Origin of the sequence: Nocardioides hwasunensis (assembly GCF_014779665.1) — a bacterium.
In the GTDB taxonomy this organism is placed as follows: domain Bacteria; phylum Actinomycetota; class Actinomycetes; order Propionibacteriales; family Nocardioidaceae; genus Nocardioides; species Nocardioides hwasunensis.
Genome location: NZ_JACXYY010000004.1, coordinates 127,955 through 149,004, shown reverse-complemented (window position 1 = coordinate 149,004; position 21,050 = coordinate 127,955). Strand labels below are relative to the sequence as shown.

The 21,050-nt window shown below is 69.2% G+C and carries 21 protein-coding genes; 17 read left to right on the top strand and 4 right to left on the bottom strand.

All coding sequences use genetic code 11. From position 1 onward, the window contains the following. Nucleotides 1-95 precede the first annotated feature (95 nt). Nucleotides 96-590: a hypothetical protein gene (locus tag IEZ25_RS10670; RefSeq protein ID WP_191199414.1), complete on the bottom strand. Its 495-nt coding sequence runs from the start codon at nucleotides 588-590 to the stop codon at nucleotides 96-98. Nucleotides 591-815: 225 nt separating this feature from the next. Beyond that, entirely contained in the window at nucleotides 816-1,565 is a 750-nt protein-coding gene (locus tag IEZ25_RS10665) for a glucose 1-dehydrogenase (protein WP_191199413.1), read from the bottom strand. Between the two features lie 47 nt (nucleotides 1,566-1,612). On the opposite strand from IEZ25_RS10665, the gene IEZ25_RS10660 reads away from it, so the two are divergent. Next, nucleotides 1,613-2,179, top strand: a complete 567-nt coding sequence (locus IEZ25_RS10660; RefSeq protein WP_191199412.1) for a TetR/AcrR family transcriptional regulator — start codon at nucleotides 1,613-1,615, stop codon at nucleotides 2,177-2,179. A gap of 6 nt (nucleotides 2,180-2,185) precedes the next feature. Here IEZ25_RS10660 and IEZ25_RS10655 read toward each other — a convergent pair whose 3' ends face one another. Beyond that, nucleotides 2,186-3,397: an acetyl-CoA C-acetyltransferase gene (locus IEZ25_RS10655; RefSeq protein ID WP_191199411.1), complete on the bottom strand. Its 1,212-nt coding sequence runs from the start codon at nucleotides 3,395-3,397 to the stop codon at nucleotides 2,186-2,188. Between the two features lie 153 nt (nucleotides 3,398-3,550). Between IEZ25_RS10655 and IEZ25_RS10650 the strand changes: the two genes are divergently transcribed. The 14 genes from IEZ25_RS10650 to fabG all read left to right on the top strand — a co-directional run bounded on the left by IEZ25_RS10650 (nucleotide 3,551) and on the right by fabG (nucleotide 17,510). After that, nucleotides 3,551-4,837 (top strand): cytochrome P450, encoded by a 1,287-nt coding sequence (locus IEZ25_RS10650; RefSeq protein ID WP_191199410.1) that lies wholly within the window; start codon nucleotides 3,551-3,553, stop codon nucleotides 4,835-4,837. After that, nucleotides 4,837-6,075: a cytochrome P450 gene (locus tag IEZ25_RS10645; RefSeq protein WP_191199409.1), complete on the top strand. Its 1,239-nt coding sequence runs from the start codon at nucleotides 4,837-4,839 to the stop codon at nucleotides 6,073-6,075. The genes IEZ25_RS10650 and IEZ25_RS10645 overlap by 1 nt, the downstream gene beginning before the upstream one ends. Nucleotides 6,076-6,077: 2 nt before the next feature. Continuing rightward, on the top strand, nucleotides 6,078-6,299 hold the full coding sequence (locus IEZ25_RS10640) for a ferredoxin (protein WP_191199408.1): 222 nt from the start codon (nucleotides 6,078-6,080) through the stop codon (nucleotides 6,297-6,299). An 81-nt stretch (nucleotides 6,300-6,380) separates the two neighbouring features. Next, nucleotides 6,381-8,171: an acyclic terpene utilization AtuA family protein gene (locus IEZ25_RS10635; RefSeq protein WP_318152164.1), complete on the top strand. Its 1,791-nt coding sequence runs from the start codon at nucleotides 6,381-6,383 to the stop codon at nucleotides 8,169-8,171. Continuing rightward, the gene (locus IEZ25_RS10630) at nucleotides 8,168-8,932 is read left to right on the top strand and encodes an enoyl-CoA hydratase/isomerase family protein (protein WP_191199407.1); all 765 of its coding nucleotides are present in this window, start codon (nucleotides 8,168-8,170) and stop codon (nucleotides 8,930-8,932) included. The genes IEZ25_RS10635 and IEZ25_RS10630 overlap by 4 nt, the downstream gene beginning before the upstream one ends. A gap of 170 nt (nucleotides 8,933-9,102) precedes the next feature. Next, complete coding sequence (locus IEZ25_RS10625) at nucleotides 9,103-10,278, top strand: ABC transporter substrate-binding protein (RefSeq protein ID WP_191199406.1); 1,176 nt, start codon at nucleotides 9,103-9,105, stop codon at nucleotides 10,276-10,278. A 65-nt stretch (nucleotides 10,279-10,343) separates the two neighbouring features. After that, nucleotides 10,344-11,216, top strand: coding sequence for a branched-chain amino acid ABC transporter permease (locus tag IEZ25_RS10620; protein WP_191199405.1), 873 nt, complete (start codon nucleotides 10,344-10,346; stop codon nucleotides 11,214-11,216). Beyond that, entirely contained in the window at nucleotides 11,216-12,286 is a 1,071-nt protein-coding gene (locus IEZ25_RS10615) for a branched-chain amino acid ABC transporter permease (protein ID WP_224748837.1), read from the top strand. The genes IEZ25_RS10620 and IEZ25_RS10615 overlap by 1 nt, the downstream gene beginning before the upstream one ends. Then, on the top strand, nucleotides 12,283-13,011 hold the full coding sequence (locus tag IEZ25_RS10610; RefSeq protein WP_191199403.1) for an ABC transporter ATP-binding protein: 729 nt from the start codon (nucleotides 12,283-12,285) through the stop codon (nucleotides 13,009-13,011). Before IEZ25_RS10615 ends, IEZ25_RS10610 begins: the two co-directional genes overlap by 4 nt. Further along, nucleotides 13,008-13,742: an ABC transporter ATP-binding protein gene (locus IEZ25_RS10605; protein ID WP_191199402.1), complete on the top strand. Its 735-nt coding sequence runs from the start codon at nucleotides 13,008-13,010 to the stop codon at nucleotides 13,740-13,742. The genes IEZ25_RS10610 and IEZ25_RS10605 overlap by 4 nt, the downstream gene beginning before the upstream one ends. Then, nucleotides 13,739-14,485, top strand: a complete 747-nt coding sequence (locus IEZ25_RS10600; protein ID WP_191199401.1) for an SDR family NAD(P)-dependent oxidoreductase — start codon at nucleotides 13,739-13,741, stop codon at nucleotides 14,483-14,485. Before IEZ25_RS10605 ends, IEZ25_RS10600 begins: the two co-directional genes overlap by 4 nt. Before the next feature lie 18 nt (nucleotides 14,486-14,503). Further along, complete coding sequence (locus IEZ25_RS10595; protein WP_191199400.1) at nucleotides 14,504-14,815, top strand: hypothetical protein; 312 nt, start codon at nucleotides 14,504-14,506, stop codon at nucleotides 14,813-14,815. Next, a complete protein-coding gene (locus IEZ25_RS10590) occupies nucleotides 14,812-16,701 on the top strand; it encodes an AMP-binding protein (protein ID WP_318152163.1) in 1,890 nt (629 codons plus the stop codon). Before IEZ25_RS10595 ends, IEZ25_RS10590 begins: the two co-directional genes overlap by 4 nt. Before the next feature lie 5 nt (nucleotides 16,702-16,706). Next, nucleotides 16,707-17,510: a 3-oxoacyl-ACP reductase FabG gene (gene fabG / locus IEZ25_RS10585; RefSeq protein WP_191199398.1), complete on the top strand. Its 804-nt coding sequence runs from the start codon at nucleotides 16,707-16,709 to the stop codon at nucleotides 17,508-17,510. A 117-nt stretch (nucleotides 17,511-17,627) separates the two neighbouring features. On the opposite strand, the gene IEZ25_RS10580 is transcribed toward fabG, so the two are convergent. Further along, nucleotides 17,628-18,833 (bottom strand): CaiB/BaiF CoA transferase family protein, encoded by a 1,206-nt coding sequence (locus IEZ25_RS10580; RefSeq protein ID WP_191199397.1) that lies wholly within the window; start codon nucleotides 18,831-18,833, stop codon nucleotides 17,628-17,630. 132 nt (nucleotides 18,834-18,965) lie between these two features. On the opposite strand from IEZ25_RS10580, the gene IEZ25_RS10575 reads away from it, so the two are divergent. Next, nucleotides 18,966-20,237: a cytochrome P450 gene (locus IEZ25_RS10575; RefSeq protein ID WP_191199396.1), complete on the top strand. Its 1,272-nt coding sequence runs from the start codon at nucleotides 18,966-18,968 to the stop codon at nucleotides 20,235-20,237. Next, nucleotides 20,234-21,049 (top strand): citryl-CoA lyase, encoded by an 816-nt coding sequence (locus IEZ25_RS10570; RefSeq protein WP_191199395.1) that lies wholly within the window; start codon nucleotides 20,234-20,236, stop codon nucleotides 21,047-21,049. Before IEZ25_RS10575 ends, IEZ25_RS10570 begins: the two co-directional genes overlap by 4 nt. Nucleotide 21,050: the final 1 nt, after the last annotated feature.

Here is a 21,050-nt window from a genome sequence, read left to right as displayed (position 1 = left end):
ACGGTCTGAAACAAGTGGAGTGTTCTGGAAGGGCTGGGCTGTTAAGGCTGTCGGTCGTGGGCGTATTGGCGACGGACGCGCAGCGACGCGGGTGTTCAGCCTCGAGCCCAGAACTTGGGTCCTCCAGGACGAAGGAGCGAACGGGCAGTGACCACTGCCGAGTCTCCGGACGAGGCGTCCTCAAGCCTGCGCAGGAGCCAGCTCAGCAACTCGCAATCGACGGCGTACGGCCAGTTTTCGATGAGTGGCTGGTCGAGCTCCTGCCACGGTCCCAACTCCAGGTCGTCGATAGCACTCGGAAGATCGCCGTGGACCGCCTCTTCGCCGTCGTAGACCACCGCGTCGTGGATCCGTCGCATCAACTGCAGGGCGGCACTGAACAACTCGTCCTCGTCGAACGCGGCGAATAGTTCAAGTTGTTCATCTGGTGTCATAAATCCATCACAACAAGTGTCGTGCGCTCTCGACGTGGTTCGGTTCACCAGCTGGGGATAGAACGCCTTCAGTTGCTTTTTAGCTCCAGTTCTGGTCGATGCGCCGACCGCCACGCGAGACACATGAATTGAATGATAGGCGGACATCTGGGTCACCCTCACCACACTCTCGTGGGCAAGGGGACAGTAGGTCAGCTTCGGACGAACGCAATGGTCACCAGGCCGGCAATGCATGGGTGGCGCTTTTTCCGCCGGGTCGAAGTGGCTTGATCAGAGCCTAAACGCTGGTCGTGCGCTAATCGACTGTGCATTGCTTAGGTCGCTTGCCCAAGGCAGTCGCCGTCTGGCTGCGCATCACTTCGGCGTCGCGTGGCCTGCCAGCTATTCGGCCAGAAGTCCTCCGTCTACCACTAGCTCGGCACCGGTGATGTAGGAACTGGCGTCGGAGGCGAGGAACGCCACCGCCTCGGACAGTTCGCGCGGGTCTGCGAAGCGCCGCAGGGGGACTCGGCTGTTGATCCGCTCCTGGTCGTCGGGCGATATAGCCGCCGCGAGCATCGGAGTCATGACGGCCCCAGGATGGATGGAGTTCACGCGGATCCCGTAGGTGCCGTACTCCGACGCGGCGGACTTGGTCATCCCGCGCACGGCGAACTTTGCACCCGTGTATGCGACGTTGGGCGTCCAGGGCTGGTGGGCGAAGCCGGCGATCGAGGAGATATTGACGATCGAGCCGCCGCCCGCGCGGCACATGTCGGGGATCACGGCTTTCATGCCGAGGAAGATGCCGAGCATGTCGACGTCGACTGTGCGCTGGTAGGCCGCGACGTCGAGCTCCGTGAGCGAGTCGTTGGGTCCGGGAAGGCCGGCGTTGCCGACCAGCACGTTGACGGGGCGGTTGAATATGCCTCGCGCCCCACGCAGCACGCGCTCCCAGCCCTCCTCGTCGGTCACGTCGAGCTCGGCGAAGACGGCGTTGTCGCCCAACTCGTCGGCCAGCGCGGCACCTTCGTCGGTGACGACGTCGGTGAGGACCACCTTTGCCCCACGTTCCACGAAAAGGCGGGCGTGAGCGGCGCCCATGCCCATCGCCGCGCCGGTGATCAGGGCGATCTTGTCGTGAAGCTGCATCGGGGTGTCCTCCTAAGTGGCAGTTACTGCCAACCTAGCATGTGCTTGTGACCTACACCACGAAGATGCTGTCGGCATCCGAGCGATGCTGCGAGCACCTAATCGCCGCCGGTTCGGCCTCTGCCACCGTCGCCGAGCTGGCCGACGCAGCCGGGGTGCCGGAGCGCACCTTCTACCGCTGGTTCCCGACCAAGGAGGCGTGCGTCGCACCTGTGCTCGATGCCGGAAGCACGCGACTCGCCGCCCACTTCCGCACCGCTGGGGGTGAGACGTTGGCCGACCTGATGCTGACCGGGTACGAGGTCGTCCTCGGTGAGTCGTACGACGAGCGCACGATGCGGCTGTTCCCGATCCTCCACTCGCGTAAGGAACTGTGGGCCGAGGTCGCCCGCGCCGTCAACGACGGGGAGCACCTCTACCGGCCCGACCTCGCCGGGCGCCTCGGCGTCGCACCGGACGCGCCGCTCGCGCTGGTCGCCGCGAGCGCAGTCTCGAGCGCCTTCCGTCAGAGTGTCGACCTGCTCGCCCGCGCTGGCGACGACCCACGGCGCACCTTTCGGCTGCTGGTTGAGGCGTCGCCGACGACCGACCTGGCCGTGAGCGGTGCGGCCTGATCGGGCTTAGACGCGCTCGAGGATCATGGCCATGCCCTGGCCGCCGCCGACGCACATGGTGATCAGGCCGGTGGTCTTGTCGTGGAAGTCGAGGCTGTTGAGCATGGTGTTCTGCAGGCGGGCGCCGGTCATGCCGAAGGGGTGTCCGACGGCGATGGCGCCGCCGTTGACGTTGAGGCGGTCGAGGTCGATGCCGAGGTCCTGGTAGGACGGGACGACCTGGGCGGCGAAGGCCTCGTTGATCTCGACGAGGTCGATGTCGCCGATGCTCATGCCGGCGTGCTTGAGGGCGTTCTTGGTGGCCTCGACGGGGCCGAGGCCCATGATCTCGGGCGAGAGGCCCGAGACGCCGGTGGACACGATGCGGGCGAGGGGGGTGAGGCCGAGCTCGGCGGCCTTGGTGTCGGACATGATGACGACGGCTGCGGCGCCGTCGTTGAGGGCGCAGCAGTTGCCGGCGGTGACGACGCAGTCGGGGCGGAAGACGGGGTCGAGGCCGGCGATGGCGTCGTACGTCACCCCGGCGCGGGGGCCGTCGTCGGCGGTGACGAGGGTGCCGTCGGGGGTGGTGACGGGGGTGATCTCGCGGGCCCAGAAGCCGTCGGCGATGGCCTTCTCGGCGAGGTTCTGGGAGCGGACGGCGAACTCGTCGAGCTCCTTGCGGTCCAGGCCGCGCAGGCGGGCGACGTTCTCCGCGGTCTGGCCCATCGCGATGTAGATGTCGGGGAGCAGGCCGTCTTGGCGCGGGTCGGACCAGTCTGCGCCCGAGATGGCGCGCTCCGCTGAGCGCGCCATGGCGTCGGCGAACAGAGCGTTCTCATTGCCCGGGAGGTCGGAGGTCCCGGCCCGGAAGCTGGAGACGCTCTCGACGCCGGCGGAGACGAAGGCATTGCCCTCGCCGGCCCGGATCGCGTGGAAGGCCATCCGGGTGGTCTGGAGCGAGGACGCGCAGTAGCGGGTGACGGTGGTGCCGGGGACGGTGTCCCAGCCGTTCATCACGCTCACCACCCGCGCCATGTTGAAGCCCGCCTGCCCGCCTGGCAGCCCGCAGCCGAGGATCAGGTCGTCGATGGTGGCGGGTTCGAGCCCCTCGACCTTCTCTAGCGCAGCCCGCGTCGCCAAGGCAGCCAGGTCATCGGGCCTGACGTCGCGCAGTGAGCCCTTGCTCGCCCGCCCGATCGGCGTACGCGCGGTGGCGACGATGACGGATTCCCTCATGAGTTCCTCCCAGTTCGAACACTTGGGTAAACGATCGATCACGCGCCATGTGGACGCAGACCGGCCCAAATTGGGTGTTGACCATCCTGCCTCGTGGACTTAGGTTTACGAACGATTGTTCACGTGACGGACGTCTCAAAGGAGGACTTGATGGTGACGCGCTTCGAAGCTCCCCCGTACGAGGGACTTCAGCGATTCGACGACTATGCGGACGTAGACGAGATCCTGCGATCCGCGCAGTTCCGGCAGGGTTCGCATGGGGAGAGCCTCGTCTTCTTCGGCGACTCGCTGCTGCTGACGGACGGTGAGGACCACCTCACCCGCCGCCGGCTCGCCTCCACGCTCTTCTCCCGCGCCGCCCTCCAGGTCTATGAGACCGAGGCGCTGCTGCCGGTCATCTCGCGGCTGATGCTCGACCTCGAGGACTCCCGTGGGGCCGACGGCATCATCCGCGCCGACTTCGTTCCCCTCGCCAGGGCGATGCTCACCCGCATCACCGCCCTTGTTGTCGGCGTCGACGACGTCGACACCCCGGAGAATACCGAGATCTTCCAGTCCTACGTCGCCAAGCTCGGCGTGGCCGCTTCCGTTGAGTGGTCCCTGCGCGACCACGACGAGGTGGTCGCCGAGGGCGTCGAGGCCAAGACTGCGATCATCGAGGAGTTCCTGCGCCCGTCGATGGCCAAGCGTCAGGAGCTCGCAACCCGCCTCGAGCGCGGCGAGCTTCAGCGCGAGGACCTGCCGACGGACCTGCTGACGATGCTGGCCGTGCACGCCGACCAGTTCTCCGGTCTCGACGACGACTACGTCTGGCGCGAAGCGATCCTGGCGCTCGTCGCCGCCTCGCAGACCACGACCCACGCGCTGCCGCACGTGCTGATGCACCTCGAGAAGTGGTTCGAGACCCACCCGGAGGACCGCGAGCGGGTGCAGGAATCCGAGTTCGTACGACGCGCGGTGACCGAGAGCTTGCGCCTGCACCAGCCGGCCCCCGCCCTGACGCGCATCGCCACGTCCGATGTACAGCTGCGCTCGGGCCGCACGATCGCCGACGGCGAGCAGGTCGCGCTGTTCTTCACCTCCGCCAACCGCGACGTCGCGAAGTTCGGCGGCGAGGCCGAGGAGTTCGACCTGTCGCGCGACCTGCCGACCGGCACCCAGCCGTGGGGGCTCAACTTCGGCAGCGGCATCCACATGTGCCTGGGCCGGCCCCTCGTGACCGGCCAGCCCAACAAGGCCGACGAGTCGCAGAGCACCGAGGGCACGATGGTGAAGATCGTGAAGGCCGTCTACCGCGCCGGGTTCACCTTCGACCCCGACAACCCGCCGCAGCGCCAGACGCACTCGGTGCACGACACCTTCGAGTCGATGCCGATCCTCCTGCGCGACCCGGCCGCCGCGGCCGAGTCCGTGCGGGGCACCGGGACGGAGGTCGCGTGATGCTGCGCTTCGAGGCACCGCCCTACGCCGACCAGACCCGCATCGAGGCCTACGACGAGGTCATGGAGATCCTGCGGTCGCCGCACTTCATCCAGAACTCGCACAAGGAGAGCGTGCCGGTCTACGGCGATGTCCTGCTCCTCACCGACGGCGCCGTGCACATCAAGCGGCGCCAGATGATCTCGACCCTGTTCTCCCGCGGCGCCCTCCAGTACCTGGAGAGCGAGGCGCTGATGCCCCCGATCGAGCACCTGCTGTCGGAGCTGGCCAAGGACAAGAACGCCGACGGCGTCGTGCGCACCGACCTAGTGCCGCTGGTGCGCGCGATGCTCACCCGGATCACCGCGCTCGTGACCGGAGTCGACGGCGTGGACACCGACGAGAAGACCGAGCGATTCCGGATGCAGGTCGCGCTGCTCGCCGAGGCCTCGGCCGTCGAGTGGTCCAAGCGACCGCACGACGTCGTGCTGGCCGACGGCGTACGCATGTTGGACGAGTGCGTGCAGGAGTTCCTGCGCCCGTCCTACGAGCGCCGCCGGGCGATGGCCGCCGAGATCAAGGCGGGCACCCGCGACGTGGCCGACGGCCCGACCGACCTCCTGATGCTCCTCGCGCTGCACGAGGGCGACGGCGATTTCACCGAGGACTACGTGTGGCGCGAGTGCGTCCTGGCGCTGGTGGGAGCCAGCGCGACGACGACCCAGGCCCTGCCGCACGCCTTCATGCACCTCGAGGACTGGCTCGCCGAGCACCCGGAGGACCGCACGCGCGTCGACGACCCGGAGTTCCTGCGCCGAGCCGCCACCGAGTCGCTGCGCCTGCACCTGCCGGCGCCCGCCTTGTCGCGCAAGGCCGTGCAGGACGTCGAGCTCAAGAGCGGGCGCCGCATCGCCGCGGACGAGGAGGTCTGCCTCTTCTTCACCCACGCCAACCTTGACACCGACAAGTTCGGCGACGACGCGCACGAGTACGACCTGGAGCGCGAGCTGCCCGCCGGCACCCAGCCGTGGGGCCTCAATTTCGGCAACGGCGTGCACATGTGCATCGGCCGACCGCTCGTCACCGGACTCACCAACCGGGCCGACCCCACCCAGTCGACCGACGGAACGATGGTCAAGATCCTGCGCGCCCTCTACGCCCACGGCGTCGAGCGCGACCCGGACCAGCAGGCCCAGGCCAACCAGAACTCCGTCGAGGACGCCTACGCCTCCGTTCCCGTGATCTTCAGGAAGTTGTGACCATGACCGACGCCGCCTCCGCCGACATCCTCATCGACACCGACGTCTGCCAGGGCCTCGGCTACTGCGAACGGGTCGCTGCGGAGATCTTCCACGTCGACGATGACCTCGGCGTCGCCGTCGCACCGGACTTGGTGACCGGCGCGGACAGCGCCCGGGCGGCCGTCGCCGCCGAGGAGCTGTGCCCCACCCGAGCGATCTCGCTCCGCCTCCACATGGCCTGACCCACCCACCAAGGCGAGCGAGCGACATACCCGCAGTGCGCGCACTGACACACGAACGATCGTTCAGAGAGTAGGACCCTCGTGACACCTCCACCCCTGCGCATCGGCGCCTTCGGCGGCTACTACGGCGACCGCCGCGGTGCGCTCGACAGCTTCGTGGACGAGCCTGTCGACGTCCTGATCGCCGACTACCTCGCCGAGCTGACGATGCTCGTCCTGGGCAAGAACCAGGAGCGTGGCAAGCCGGGGTACGCCGAGGGCTTCCTCGAGGAGCTGCGCCCGAGCCTTCCGTGGATCGCCTCCTCGGGGGTTCGCGTGGTCACGAACGCCGGCGGCCTCGACCCGTCGGCGTGTGCCGCGGCCATCCGCGAGCTGTGCGCCGAACTCGGCATCGAGGTGAAGGTCGCCGCCGTCTGTGGCGACAACGTCAAGGCGGCGCTGACAGCGAGCGATGCGCACCAGCTGGTGAACCTCGATACCGGCGAGTCCTTCCCGGTGGACGTGGACCAGGTCATCACCGCCAACGCCTATTTCGGCGCGGGCGGCATCGTTACCGCCCTCGAGCGCGGCGCGCAGATCGTGGTGACCGGTCGGGTCACCGACGCCGCCCTCGCCCTCGGTCCGGCGATCGCCCACTTCGGCTGGGCGACCGACGACTACGACGCCTTCGCCGGCGCCATCGCTGCGGGACACGCGATCGAATGCGGCGCCCAGGTGACCGGCGGCAACTACTGCTTCTTCGACCGCGAGGGCGACCTGGGCATGCCCGGCATGCCGATCGCCGAGGTCCACGCCGACGGGTCAGCGGTCGTGACCAAGATCGGTGGCTCCGGCGGGGTCGTCAACGTCGACACCGTCACCGCGCAGATGGTCTACGAGGTCACCTCGACGGAGTACCACAACCCCGATGTGGTGGTGGACTGGACGTCGATCCGGCTCGAGGACGAGGGCCCCGACCGCGTGCGCGTCTCCGGGGTGCGCGGCACCGCGCCGACGCCATTCACCAAGCTCTCGCTGAGCTACCACGGCGGCTACCGCAACAGCATGACCCTGGGCCTGACGGGCCCCAACGTGTCGGCCAAGGTGGCCTGGCTGCGCGACCAGATCAGTGGCTACGTCGGCTCGCCCGAGGACTTCGACGCCTTCGACATCTCGCTCATCGGCGGCGAGCGCCCGGACCCCGAGTCGTACGGCGCCGCGACCTCGTGGCTCGTCGTCTCGGCTCGCGACGCCGACTACGAGCGGGTTGGTCGCGAGCAGTTCGCCGACCGCATCGTCGAGCTCGGCATCTCCAGCATCCCCGGCCTCTACTTCACCGGCCCGCCCACCAAGCCGCGCAGCGTCGGCATCCAGTGGCCTTGCTTGATCCCGAAGGAGGACGTCGAGATCGTCGTCGACATGGGCGAGGAGGTCGTCGAGGTCAAGTGGGGGCCATTCTCTGCCGAAGCGGCAAAGCCCGCCGACCAGTCCGCCACGCGCGCACCCCAGCCGCTGGTGGACCACCCCGCGGAGTCCACGATGGTCGCCCTCGGCACGGTGCTCGGCGCACGCAGCGGCGACAAGGCCGGCATCGCCAACCTAGGCGTGTGGGCGCAGGATGACGCGGGGTTCGCGTGGCTCAGCGAGTGGCTCACAGAGGACCGCCTCCGAAGCCTGATGCCCGAGCTCGAAGAGTGCCCGATCGTGCGCTACGACTTCGCCAACATGCAGGCACTGAACTTCGTGATCTACGGGTTCCTGGAGCGCGGCGTCTCGGCGACGATGCGCTTCGACGCCCAGGCCAAGGGTCTGGGGGAGTACCTGCGGGCCCGCGTCGCGCCCGTACCGATCCATATCGTCGAGTCGTCCGCCGGATCGGCGGTCACCTCATGAGCGACGCCCTCATTGTCGAACGGCGCGGGCAGGTCCACGAGATCACCATCAACCGTCCGGAGCAGCGCAACGCCCTCAACGAGGAGGTGCGCAACGGCCTCTTCGACGCCTTCCGAGCTGCGCAGGAGGACCCCACCTGCAGGGTCGTCATCGTGACCGGAGCCGGCGACCGGGCGTTCTCGGCCGGAGCCGATCTCAAGGAGCTCGCGGAGCTCGGCATCACCGACCCGGGGCCCGACTTCACGCCGCGACTGGGTCGCAACGTCCAGCTCGACAAGCCCGTCATCGCCGCGGTCAACGGGGCTGCGTACGCCGGCGGCTTCCTGCTCGCCCAGATGGCCGACCTGTGCGTGGCATCCACCAACGCGTCGTTTTGCATCGCCGAGGCGCGGGTGGGGCGCGGCGCCCCGTGGTCGACCAAACTCGCGGGCTTGTTGCCCCGCAGGGTGTATGTCGAGCTGCTGGTGCTCGCCGACCCGATCAGCGCGCAGCGCGCCTACGAGCTCGGCTTCGTCAACCGGCTGGTTGAACCCGACGCGCTGATGGGGGCGGCCCGCGAGCTCGCAACGCGCATCTGCGCCAACGCGCCGTTGACGGTGGCCGGTCACCTCCAAGTCGTGGACCTGGCCTATCGCATGGACGAGCACGCTGCCGAGGACGCGGCCAATGAGGTGTTCGCCCCGATCTACCACAGCGAGGACGCGCAGGAGGGCCCTCGGGCCTTCCGGGAGCGACGCGCCCCCGTCTGGAAGGGCAGGTAGCACCCGCTCCCGCGGCGTGGCTGGAGCGCACCGGACTCCTCCGGTCCAGCCCACGTCGGTCATCTTCCACACAACTCGGATACATCCCGTCACGATCATTGACGGGTGTGGCGCACATCACTACGGTGGACGAACGCTCGTTCACCTCGAGCAGCACTCAAGGAGAATCCATGTCAAAGAAGCTGGTCGGCCTGACGGTCGCGTTGACGACACTCAGCACGGCTCTGGCAGGTTGCGGGGGCGGCGGAGACTCCGCCTCGGGCGCGGGCGGTGACGAGATCGTCATCGGGGCGTTCTCCCCCCTCTCGGGTCCCGCCGTCTCCGCCTCGTCCGGCATCTACGCCACCAAGGCGGCGCTGGACAAGGTCAACGACGCCGGCGGCATCGACGGTCACAAGATCAAGTTCATCATCAAGGACGACCAGTTCGACCCGGCCAAGACGCCGGGTGTTACCCGCGAGCTCGTCGAGACCGATCGGGTCTCGATGTTGTGCGGCCCGCAGGGGTCCGTCCCGTTCGGTGCCGTGAAGGACTACCTCGCGGCCCGCAAGATCCCCACGATCGTCAACGCAGGTGCCCCCACGCTAGCCGGGGAGTACTCCTACCTGGTGAGCTCGCCGTTCGACGGCGTGGGCGCGATGCTCGCCCAGTTCGCCGTCGAGGACCTCGACATCGACAAGGTCGCCATCGCCTACAGCGACGACGCTCTCGGCACCTCGGCGCGCGACGGTGCCGTGCGCATCCTCGAGGCTGACGGCCTCGAGCCGCTCGGCGAGATCAAGTACGACATCACCGCCACTGACTTCAGCTCCCAGGCGATCCAGCTCAAGGCCACCGGTGCGGACTTCGTCAGCATCCCGGCCGCCCAGGCCAACGTCGCCGGTCTCGTCATCAACGCAGCCGAGAAGATCGGCTACAAGCCGATCTGGGGCCTGTCCTACGCGGCACAGAACAAGACGCTCGTCGACGTCACCAAGGGTGCCATCGACGGCCGCGCCTACTTCGCCACGCCCTACATCACCGAGGAGTCGGAGACCGGAGCCGAGTACGCCGCGACGCTGGCCGAGTACGCGCCCGACGTCGAGGTGAACAGCGGTGCCACCATCGCCGGCTACACCATCGGCGAGCTGTGCGTCGACGTCCTCACCAAGGCCGTGGAGGCAGCCGACGGCGAGGTGCCTACGAGTGCGCAGATCCAGGAGACGCTGAGCTCCTACACCGCCGACAACGACTACATCCAGGGCATCGACTGGAGCGACGAGCCCGACGGTGCCGCGGCCGCGCAGATCCTGCAGCTCAAGGACGGCAAGTACGTAGAGAGCAAGCCGTTCGCGCCGCTTCCCTGACTCTCACGGGCGACGGACCGGCCTCATCGCCGGTCCGTCGCTGAGGACCAATCGAAGGAAGTTTGATGGAACTGCTGCAGACCAGCCTGATCCTCGGCGTCGTCGTGGGAATCGTCTACTCCCTCTCCGGCGCCGGTCTCGTCGTGATCTTCCGGACGTCCGGATACATCAGTTTCACCCAGGGCGACATCGCAGCGGTGGGGCTCTTCGTCGGTCTCGCCGCCTACAACTCCGGTGCCGGCTACGTCTGGACCGCGCTGCTCGTCATCGCGGTGAGCACGCTCGTCGGTGGTCTGGTCGGGGCGCTGATCACTGTTCCCCTCGAGAAGCACGGGCACCTTCCGGCGGCCCTCTCGACCATCGCCACGGCCCTCATCATCAGCGGCCTGCTCAACCTCACGGTGGGTGGTGACCCGCGCTCCTTCCCCGAGGTCAGCCGGTCGGAAGCCCTCTCAATCCTGGGTGTGCAGATGAGCTGGTCCGACGTCGCGGGCGTGCTCGTCAGCGCCAGCGTGTTCATCGGGCTCGGCGTGTTCTTCAGCCGCTCGCGCATGGGTGTGGCGATGCGGGCGGTCAATGACAACAAGCTCGCCGGCGAGCTCCTCGGAGTTCCCGACAGGCGGCTCAAACTCGTCAGCTGGACCGTCGCCGGTGCCCTCTCGGGCCTGCTCGGCCTCTTCGTCGCCCCGATCCTGTCCTTGTCGACGGTCAGCGTGAACACGCTGCTCGTCTTCGGGTTCTGCGCGATCGTGATCGGCGGCTTCGACAGCATCTTCGGCGCGCTCGTCGCGGGCACCGCCATCGGTGTGATGACCAACCTGACCAGCACCTACCTGGACCCCAACCTGGTGCCCACCGTCCTGTGGGCCTCGATGCTGCTCGTGCTGCTCGTTCGACCCAACGGCCTCTTCGGCCGCCGAAAGCTTGTGAGGGTGTAATGACGACGACCGTTGACCGTCCAACAGCGGACCCAGGCTCCGCACCGCGACGCCGCAGACGACTCAGTGACCGTGCGGCCACCACGACGGGACGCGGCCGCGTCGGGGCGAGGCTCGCCACGCTCGTCGTCGCCTGCCTCGCGATATTCGCCTTCGGGCAGTCCTCCACCCCGGCCATCAAGTACGCCGTAATCCTGAGCGTCGTGTACGCCATAGCCGTCCTCGGGAACAACGCCGTGCTGGGGCTCCTCGGCGAGATGAACCTCAGCAGCGGGGTCTCGATGGCGCTGGGCGCGTACGCGTTCTGCTACTTCGCCAACGACGGGATGGGTGTGGTGGCCGCCGCGGTGGCCGCCGTGGCGCTGTCCACGGCGCTTGCCGCGATCGTCGCGATCCCTACCACTCGGCTGCAGGGCATCTTCACCGCCCTGGCCACCTTCGCGCTCGCCTACGCCATCCCGACGCTCGCCATCTACATGAAGGAGTACACCGGGGGCGACGAAGGGACTCCGGCGCCGTTCGACTTCGAGATCTTCGGCCAGCTGGTGTCCGGCTCCACCACCGGAATGCTCGTCGCCGCGCTGGTGGTGTTTGCGGTCCTGGCGGCGGCGTCGCTGCTGATGCTCAACGCCGCACCCGGCCGAGCCGCGCTCATGGTTGGCGAGTCCGAGCTCGCAGGCGTCACGAACGGATTCAACCCGCGGGTCATCAAAGTGCTCGTTTGGACCTGGGCCGGGTTCGCCGGCGCTGTCGCCGGGGTCCTCTACGCGTTGACCGTGGGATTCATCGGACCCACCGGCTTCGGGTTCATGCTCGGCGTTTGGATCCTCGTCGGGGGTGTGGTCGCGGGCGCCCGCAGTGCGTGGGGAGCCCTGCTGGGCGGGCTCTTCGTCGGTCTCGTGCCGGTAGAGCTCCAGTCCTACGTCCCTGCCGAAGGCACGAGCATCGTCTTCGGCGTGATCCTGCTGCTGGCCCTGCTGGCCGGCGGCAACGGACTCGCACAGTGGATCGAGCGCATCGGCCTGCTGATCAAGGAACGCACCTTCGGACGGAAAAAGGTGGACGCATGACCGCCGCTCTCGAGGTACGCGAGCTGTACATGACCTTCTCCGGCGTGGACGCTCTCTCGAGCGTCTCGCTCTCGGTTCCGCAGGGCACCTGGATGGGGCTGATCGGGCCTAACGGCTCTGGCAAGAGCACCATGCTCAACGTGCTCTCCGGCCTCTACAAGCCTCGCGCCGGTGCCGTCGTGGTGTCGGGCTCCGACCTGGGACGGGTGCCGGCGAGGTCGCGGATCAAGCACGGCGTGTGCCGCACGTTCCAGCACCCGCAGCTCGCCGCGAGCCTGACCATTCTCGAGAACGTGATGGTCGGTGCGGTGAGGGGCAGGGGTGCCTCGGCGGACGACGAGACCGGCCTGCAGTGGCTCGCGCGCCTCGGATGCGCCGAGTACGCCGAGCACCTTCCGGCGGAGGTGCCGTACGGGGTGCAGAAGCGGGCCGAGGTGGCTCGAGCGCTGATCTCCGAGCCGTCGCTCCTGCTCCTCGACGAGCCCGCTGCCGGCCTGAGCGCGCGAGAGCGTGCCGAGCTGGTCGCCGCTCTGCGCGAGGTGCGCGAGGTGCTCCCCGACCTCACCCTGTGCCTCGTCGAGCACGACGTCGGACTGGTCGCCTCGGTGTGCACCGAGCTCGCCGTGCTGAGTGCAGGCAAGCTGATCGCGCACGGCCCCACCGACGAAGTCCTCGCCGACGACGCCGTCAAGCTCGCCTACCTGGGATCGAGGAGCACCACATGACCGACGACATCCTCACGCTCGAGAGCCTCACCGCCGGCTACCTCGCCGACGTCCCGGTGCTCGAAGGCGTCGACCTGGCGATCGCGCCGGGGCAGGCCATCGGCATCATCGGCCGCAACGGCGCGGGCAAGAGCTGCCTGGCGATGACCATCGCGGGAGCGCTGGCGCCGCAGCACGGAGCGATCCGGCTCGCCGGCGAGGACATCTCCGCCACGTCCGCCCGCGCGCGGGTCCGGTCGGGGATCGCGCTCGTGCCCGAGGGGCGTCAGGTCTTCGCGCAGCTCAGTGTGCGGGAGAACCTGGTCGCGGCCGCCTACGGGGTGGGGCGACGGCTCACCGGATCCGCGTTCGGTCAGGTGACGGAGTTCTTCCCGATCCTGAAGAAGAAGGAGAGCCACCTCGCCGCGAGCCTCAGCGGTGGCGAACAGCAGATGTTGGCGATCGCGCGAGCGCTCGTCCAGTCGCCCCAGGTGATCGTCTGCGACGAGCCGTCCCTCGGCCTGGCGCCGGTCGCCATCGACTCCCTCGCGCAGACCTTGGCCACGATCCGCGACAGCGGTGTGGCGTTCATCTTGATGGAGCAGAACCGCGGGCTCCTCGAGGACCTCTGCTCATCGGTGAACTTGCTCGACGCGGGCCGCATCAAAATGACGGTCTCTCCCGAGGAGCTGAGCCGTCCCGAGGTGATGGCGGCCTACCTGGGTCACGCACCTACGGCGGACGCTCTGTGAGCGCCGACGGTGGACCCGGTCGCGGCGTGGTGGTCACCGGCGGCGGTCAGGGCATCGGCGCCGCGACGGTCCAGGCACTGGTCCAGGAGGGCTACCGCGTGGTCTCCCTCGACCTCGCCGAGCCGACCGCAGCCGTGCCGGGCGCCACGTACGTCGTCGGAGACGTGACGTCGACCGACGACCTTCGCGGTGCCGTCCAGGCCGCAACCGAGGACGGCGCGCGACTGGCTGCGATGGTCGCGAACGCCGGGATGAACCGACCGGGCCCCCTGGCGGACCTGTCGCGGCAGGACTGGGACGCAGTCATGGCGGTCGACCTGACTGCGGTGATGGAGAGCGCGCGAGTCGCCCACGCCCACCGCGACGGCCCGCTCAGCATCGTGGCCGTCTCGTCGTACTCGGGGAGCATGGCCCTAGCGAACCGCACCGCCTACGGCGCCGCGAAGGGCGCCGTGAACTCGCTGGTGCGGCACCTGGCGGTCGAGTGGGCATCCGACGGGGTGCGCGTCAACGCCGTCGCTCCCGGCTTCATCGACACCGAACTCAGTCGCCGCGCCCGCGCGCTGGGGCTGCAGTCCGAACAGGTCGTGCGCGCACGCGTCCCCTTGGACCGCTACGGCACGCCCGCGGAGATCGCGGACGCGATCTGTTTCCTGGTCGGCGACCGTTCGACCTACGTGACCGGGGCCGTGCTCGCCGTCGACGGCGGCGCCAGCATCCTCGGCCTACCCCTCGAGAGGTGAGGCGACGTGCACGTGCATGTGGACCCAGGCGAAGGCGATCGGGTCAGGCTCGAGAAGGCCGCAGACTGCGGTCGCCTCGACGTGCGGGTCGCACCCGGCCTACCCGCCGCCGAGGCCGGAGCGGTGCTGCAGGCCCACGGTGCAGGCAGGTCGTTCGACGACGAGCACGTGCACCTCTCCGTGGACTGGCTGCGCAGCGCGGCGCTGGCGGCGAGCCCGGCGGCCGACCCGGCTGACCTCGACGCGATGCTCGAGTACGCCGCCAAGCAGGGATGGTGCACTGCCGACGGCTACGTACGCGCCCACCTCGAGAAGGAGCAGGCCGCGTGAGCGGCGAGGCGGTCGCCGCCCACCGACGCAGCCTGGCCGACCGCGAGGCGTTTTGGCTCGAGGCCGCGACGGCGGTCGAGTGGCGCACCCCGCCGACGCGCGCGCTGGACGACTCGGCCGCACCGTTCTACCGGTGGTTCCCCGACGCCACCCTCAACACTTGCTTCAACGCAGTCGACCGCCACGTGCGCGACGGCCACGGCGACCGGGTCGCCATCGCCTACGAGAGCCCGGTGACCTCGGCGTCGGCTGAAGTGACCTACGCCGAACTGCTCGACCTCGTCGCCACCTGCGCCGGCGCGCTGGAGGCACTCGGCGTCGGCCACGGCGACACCGTGCTGATCTACATGCCGATGGTGCCCGAGGCCGTCGTCTCGATGCTCGCGTGCGCGCGCATCGGCGCGGTCCACTCCGTCGTGTTCGGAGGCTTCGCCGCTAACGAGCTCGCCGCTCGCATCGACGACGCCAGGCCGGCGGTCGTGCTGTCGGCGTCGTGTGGCATCGAGCCCACCCGCGTCGTGGACTACAAGCCGATGCTCGACCAGGCCGTCGAGCAGTCGGCGTCGCCGCCGCGCCACTGCGTCGTACTCCAGCGCGATGCGTCGCGCGCGTCGCTCGTCGACGATCGCGACCTCGACTGGGACGACTTCATGGCCCTCGGGACGGACCGTCCCGCGGCGTGCGCCGAGCTGGCGTCGTCCGACCCGCTCTACATCCTCTACACCTCCGGCACCACCGCGCGGCCCAAGGGAGTGGTGCGCGACAACGGCGGGCACGCCGTCGCGATGACGTGGTCGATGCGCCACGTCTTCGACATCGGTCCCGGCGACACGATGTGGGCCGCTTCCGACATCGGCTGGGTCGTCGGCCACTCCTACATCATCTACGGGCCGCTCCTCACCGGCGCCACGACCGTGCTCTACGAGGGCAAGCCCGTCGGCACCCCCGACGCCGCCCAGCTCTGGCGGGTCGCGGCGGCGCGCGGGGTCAAGGCGCTCTTCACCGCGCCCACCGCGCTGCGCGCCGTGCGCAAGGAGGACCCGCACGGGCAGCTGGTCGGCGACCACGACCTGAGCGCCCTCGAGACCCTCTTCCTCGCCGGCGAGCGGCTCGACCCGGCGACATTCTTGTGGGCGGGCGAGGCGCTCGGCGTCCCCGTCGTCGACAACTGGTGGCAGACCGAGACCGGCTGGCCGATCGCTGCGAACCTGCGCGGGCTCGAGCCCTCGGAGATCAAGCCCGGCTCGCCCTCGCGCCCGGTGCCGGGCTACGACGTCCGCATCCTTGACCCCGACGGCCACGAGGTCGCGCCCGGTGTCGAGGGCGCCATCTGCATCCGGCTGCCGCTTCCGCCGGGCTGCCTCCAGACGGTGTGGGGCGACGACGAGCGCTACCTGTCGTCGTACCTCACCGACTTCCCCGGCCACTACCTGACCGGCGACGGCGGGTACGTCGACGAGGACGGCTACCTGTTCGTGATGGGCCGCACCGACGACGTCATCAACGTCGCCGGCCACCGGCTCTCGACCGGCGCACTGGAGGCCTGCCTGTCGCGGCACCCGATGGTCGCGGAGTCGGCCGTGGTCGGGGTCGCCGACGACCTCAAGGGCCAGGTGCCCCGCGGCTTCGTGATCGTGAAGGCCGGCGCGGAGGTCGACGACGATGTGCTGCGCGCGGAGCTGGTCGACCTGGTCCGCGACGAGGTCGGAGCCGTCGCCTCGCTGCGCGACGTCACCGTCGTCCACGCGCTGCCCAAGACCAGGTCGGGCAAGATCCTGCGCAAGGTGCTCCGCGACATGTCCGACGGCAAGGCCGTTGAGACCCCGCCGACCATCGAGGACGTCGCCGTTCTCGACAAGCTGCGCGACCGGCTTGGGCGACCGTGACGGGCGTGACCGCCGTCCCGCGCCGGCTCGTCGGCCGATGCGCCGTCGTCACTGGCGCCGCGAGCGGGCTGGGCGCCGCGATCGCGGTCAGGCTGGGCGCCGAGGGCGCCCGGGTCGCCGTGGTCGACCTCGACGAGGCCCGCGGTGCCGACACGGTCGCCCGGATCGAGGCCGACGGCGGCGAGGCGGCTGCGTTCGGCTGCGACGTCGCCGACGCGCAGTCGGTCGACCGGCTCCGGGGCGAGGTCATCGCAGACCTCGGATCAGTCGACGTCGTCGTCAACAACGCGGGCGTGCTGCGCGACGGAGGCCTGCTGGAGATCTCCGACGCCGACTGGGACACCGTGCTCGGAGTCAACCTGACCTCAATGTTCTACGTCGCGCGGGCCTTCGTGCCCGACATGACCGCTCACGGCGTCGGCTCGATCGTCAACATCAGCAGCCGCTCCGCGCTCGGGAGCGCTGGGCAGGCCAACTACGCCGCGGCCAAGGCCGGCGTCATGGGACTCACGGCCAGCCTCGCGATCGAGCTCGGCCCCCACGGCATCCGCGTCAACGCAGTCGGCCCGGGCTTCTTCGCCACGCCCATGACTGACTCGGTCGCCACCGCCAACGGACGCGTCCCCGAGGACCAGCACCGCGCTGTAGCCTCCCGAACGCCGCTGCGGCGCGTCGGCCGCCCCCACGAACTGGCGTCCGTCGTGGCGTTCCTGGCCGGCCCCGATGCGTCGTACGTCTCCGGGCAGACGATCTTCGTCAACGGCGGTGCGCTCACCGCCTCGCCGATCCGCGCCGACGACGAGGCCTGACCTCCTACCCCCCGGGGGATGGTCCTCATCAAACGTCTGGTCTCGACGCCGCCCGATCGCCCAGACGAATGATGCGGATCTTGGGAGAGGGAGCGGGCGTACGGCGGGGGAGGGGCGTCAGATGACGCCCGCGGCCTCGAGTCGCTCGAGCTCGTCGGCGGAGAGGCCGAGCCCGTCGCCGTAGATCTCGCGGTTGTGCTGGCCCAGGGTGGGCGGGGCCTCGCGGGCGGGCAGGTCGTAGTCGGAGTAGAGCATCGGCGTGCGCACGCTCGGCACGGTGCCGATCGAGGGGTCCTCGATGTCGAATCGGATCCGGCGCGACTGCACATGCTCGGCACCGAACACCTCGTCGATGGTCTGGATCGAACCCACCGGCAGGCCGACGGCGTCGAACTCGGCGATCAGCTCGTCGCGCGTGCGCAGCAGCGTCCACTTCTCGGCCTCGGGCTTGATGAGGTCGTGGAATCGCTCGGCGCGCTGGAGCGTGGTGGACAGCCGCGGGTCGGCGACCAGGTCGTCGCGGCCCAGCGCGTTGCAGAACCGCTGCCACATCAGCTCGGTCGGGAGCACAAGGGTGATGGAGCCGTCCTTGGCGCCGATGATGCCGAGAGGGGAGTAGAGGTCGACGCCGGGCTTGGGCACGTAGCCGGTGAGCGCGTGCAGGAGGAGCGGGCGCTCGACGAGGGAGACCATCGTGTCGTACATCGCCTGGTCGATGAAGGTGCCGTGACCGGTGGTCGCGCGGCCCACGAGGGCGAAGCCGATCGCGGTGGCGCCCGCCAGCCCGGTGTAGATGTCGGCCATCGCCGCGGAGCCGAGGGTCGGCTCGCCGCCGGGCTGCCCGACGACCGACGCGAAACCCGACATCGCCTGGACGGTCGCGTCGAAGGCGCGCTGCCCGCTGTAGGGGCCCTCATGCCCGGCGAGGCGGCCGAAGCCGCTGATCGCGCAGTAGATCAGGCCGGGGTTGGTCGTCTTGAGGTCGTCGTAGGCTATGCCGTACTTGGCCATCGCTCCCGGATGGAGGTTCTCCACGATCACGTCGGCGGTGTCGGAGAGCAGACGGAAGAGCTCCACGCCCTCGGGCGTCGCGAGGTTGATGCTGACGCTCTGCTTGTTGCGGTTGTAGCCGATGAAGCCGCCGCTCATCGAGCGCCCGTCCTTCTCGTAGAGCGGGTCGTAGTGGCGACGCGGGTCCCCCGTGCCGGACCGCTCGACCTTGATTACCTCGGCCCCCTGATCGGCGAGCGTCATTGCGCAGTAGGGGGCGGCGATGTACTGCCCCACCTCGAGGACGCGGATGCCGGACAAGGGGCGGGTCATGGAACCTCCTGGAAACGAACGATCGTTCACACCCTAGGAATGGTCCTTCATGGCGTCAAGCGTCTTGACAAAGAAGTTGTGACGGCCTTCACTTCATGAACGAACATTCGTCCACCTTTGATGGGAGCAGCCGTGAGGAGTCTGGTCCAAGACGAGGGTGCGCCGTCCGCGCGACGACGGGTCGAGACGTGGCGCGACGCCGCCGAGCTCCTCCAGCTGCCCACCCTGCGCCAGGCGCTCTATGACGGCTCCCACCTCATGGACGGCTCGCTGGTCACCCTCCACGGCGACGAGCACCGGATGCGCCGCGAGCTCGAGTCGCCCGTCTTCACCCTGGCCGCGGTCACCGCCTTCGAGAACGACGTGTTCCCCACGACCATCCCGATGGTGCTCGGCCCCCAGGTCGCGCAGGGCGAGGCAGATCTGGCCGCCATCGGCATCGAGTGGATGCTCACGACCGCGGCGGCCGCGGCGGGTATCGATGTCGACGGCATGGACGACATCCGACGGCTCGCCGACCACATCCGCCGATTCGCCGAGGCGCTGGTCATCGCGCACACGACCCGCGACCCCGACGACGTACGCCGTGAGGCCGCCGAGGCGCTCGACGCTTTCGACCGCGACTTCCTGACCCCGTCGATCGAGAGGCGTACGGCGCTGCTCGCCGACGTCGACAACCCGACCGACCCCCGGACCAACGTCGACGTGCTGACCGCGGTGCTCGCCCGCGGCGACGGCATCGGCCTCGACCGTGACACCGTCCTGCACGAGATCGCCGTCTACGTGATGGCCGGCAGCAACAGCTCGACCTCTACCCTGCTGCGCAGCCTGCACCTGACCTTCGAGTGGCTGCGCGAGCACCCCGAGGACCGCGAGGCGCTGGTGGCCGACAAGGGCCTGGTGCAGCGGTTCGTGCTCGAGTCGCTGCGGCTGCACCCGCCAACGCCCGACATGGTGCGACAGGCGACCGAGACCGTCACCACTCGCAGCGGGCTCACCATCGAGGCCGGCGAGATCGTCCACATCGACGCCGAGGCGGTCAACCACGACACCTCGGTGTTCGGCCCCGACGCCGACCGGTTCAACCCCTATCGCCCCGCCTCCGTGCAGGCGCGGCCGGTCGGCCTGAGCTTCGGCCTCGGCATGCACCAGTGCATGGGCCAGCGCGTCGCCGGCGGCATCCTCGCCAGCGCTGAGAACCGCCGCGGGCGCCCTTACGGGCTGGTGCCGGCCATGATGCACGCCCTCCTTGTCGAGGACGTACGACCCCACCCCACGCGCCCGCCGGTCCCCACCACGACCCACACCCGGCCACTGCACTGGAGCAGCTACCCGGTGGCCCTCGGCCCCGACCAGATCTCCGACCAGACGTCCGACCACGCCCCGACCGTAGGAGCCTCATGACCACCCACACGCCCGAGCCCCGCTGGCGTACCAAGATCACCGACGCCTCCGCAGAGGGGGTCCGGATCCGGGGGTACGACCTCTCCGAGCTGTCGCGCTCGGTCGACTTCGCCTCGACCTTCTATCTCCTGACTGTCGGCGAGCTGCCGACCGAGGCGCAGGGAAAGGCGCTCAACGCGCTGATGATCTCGGCCTGTGATCGCGGGATCACCCCGTCGTCGGCCATCTCGCGCACCGTCGCCTCGTGCGGCGCCCCGCTTCAGGCGGCCGTCGCCGCCGGCATCCTCACCTTCGGCGACGTCCAGGGCGGGGTCGGGATCGAGATGGGCCGCGGCCTGCTCCGCGCGACCGCGGGGCTCGAGGGCTCAGTGACCCACGACTCGTCCGAGGCGCGTGCCGCGGCCGAGGCATTCGTCGACCATTATGAGGCCCTGGGTCAGCGGATCCCGGGCTACGGCCAGCCGCTTCACCCCGACGGCGACCCCCGCGCTCGGCGCCTGATCGAATACGCCTTCGACCTCGGCGTCGACGGCACCGCACTGGCGGTCGGGCTCGCCGCCGAGGTCGTCATCGCCGAGCGCAAGGGTCGCCCGATCCCGATGAACGTCGACGGCGCCATCGCCTGCGTGGCCATTGACATCGGGATGCCGCCCGACATCATTCGGGCCATCAACTTCGTCGCCCGCGCCGCCGGGCTGTCGGCTCACGTGCTGGAAGAGATGGAGACCAGTACGAGCTTCCGCCTGCTCGCGACCGACGACGAGGTGGCCTACGAAGGCACCGGACCGCGCTCGATCGACGGGCAGGGGTGAT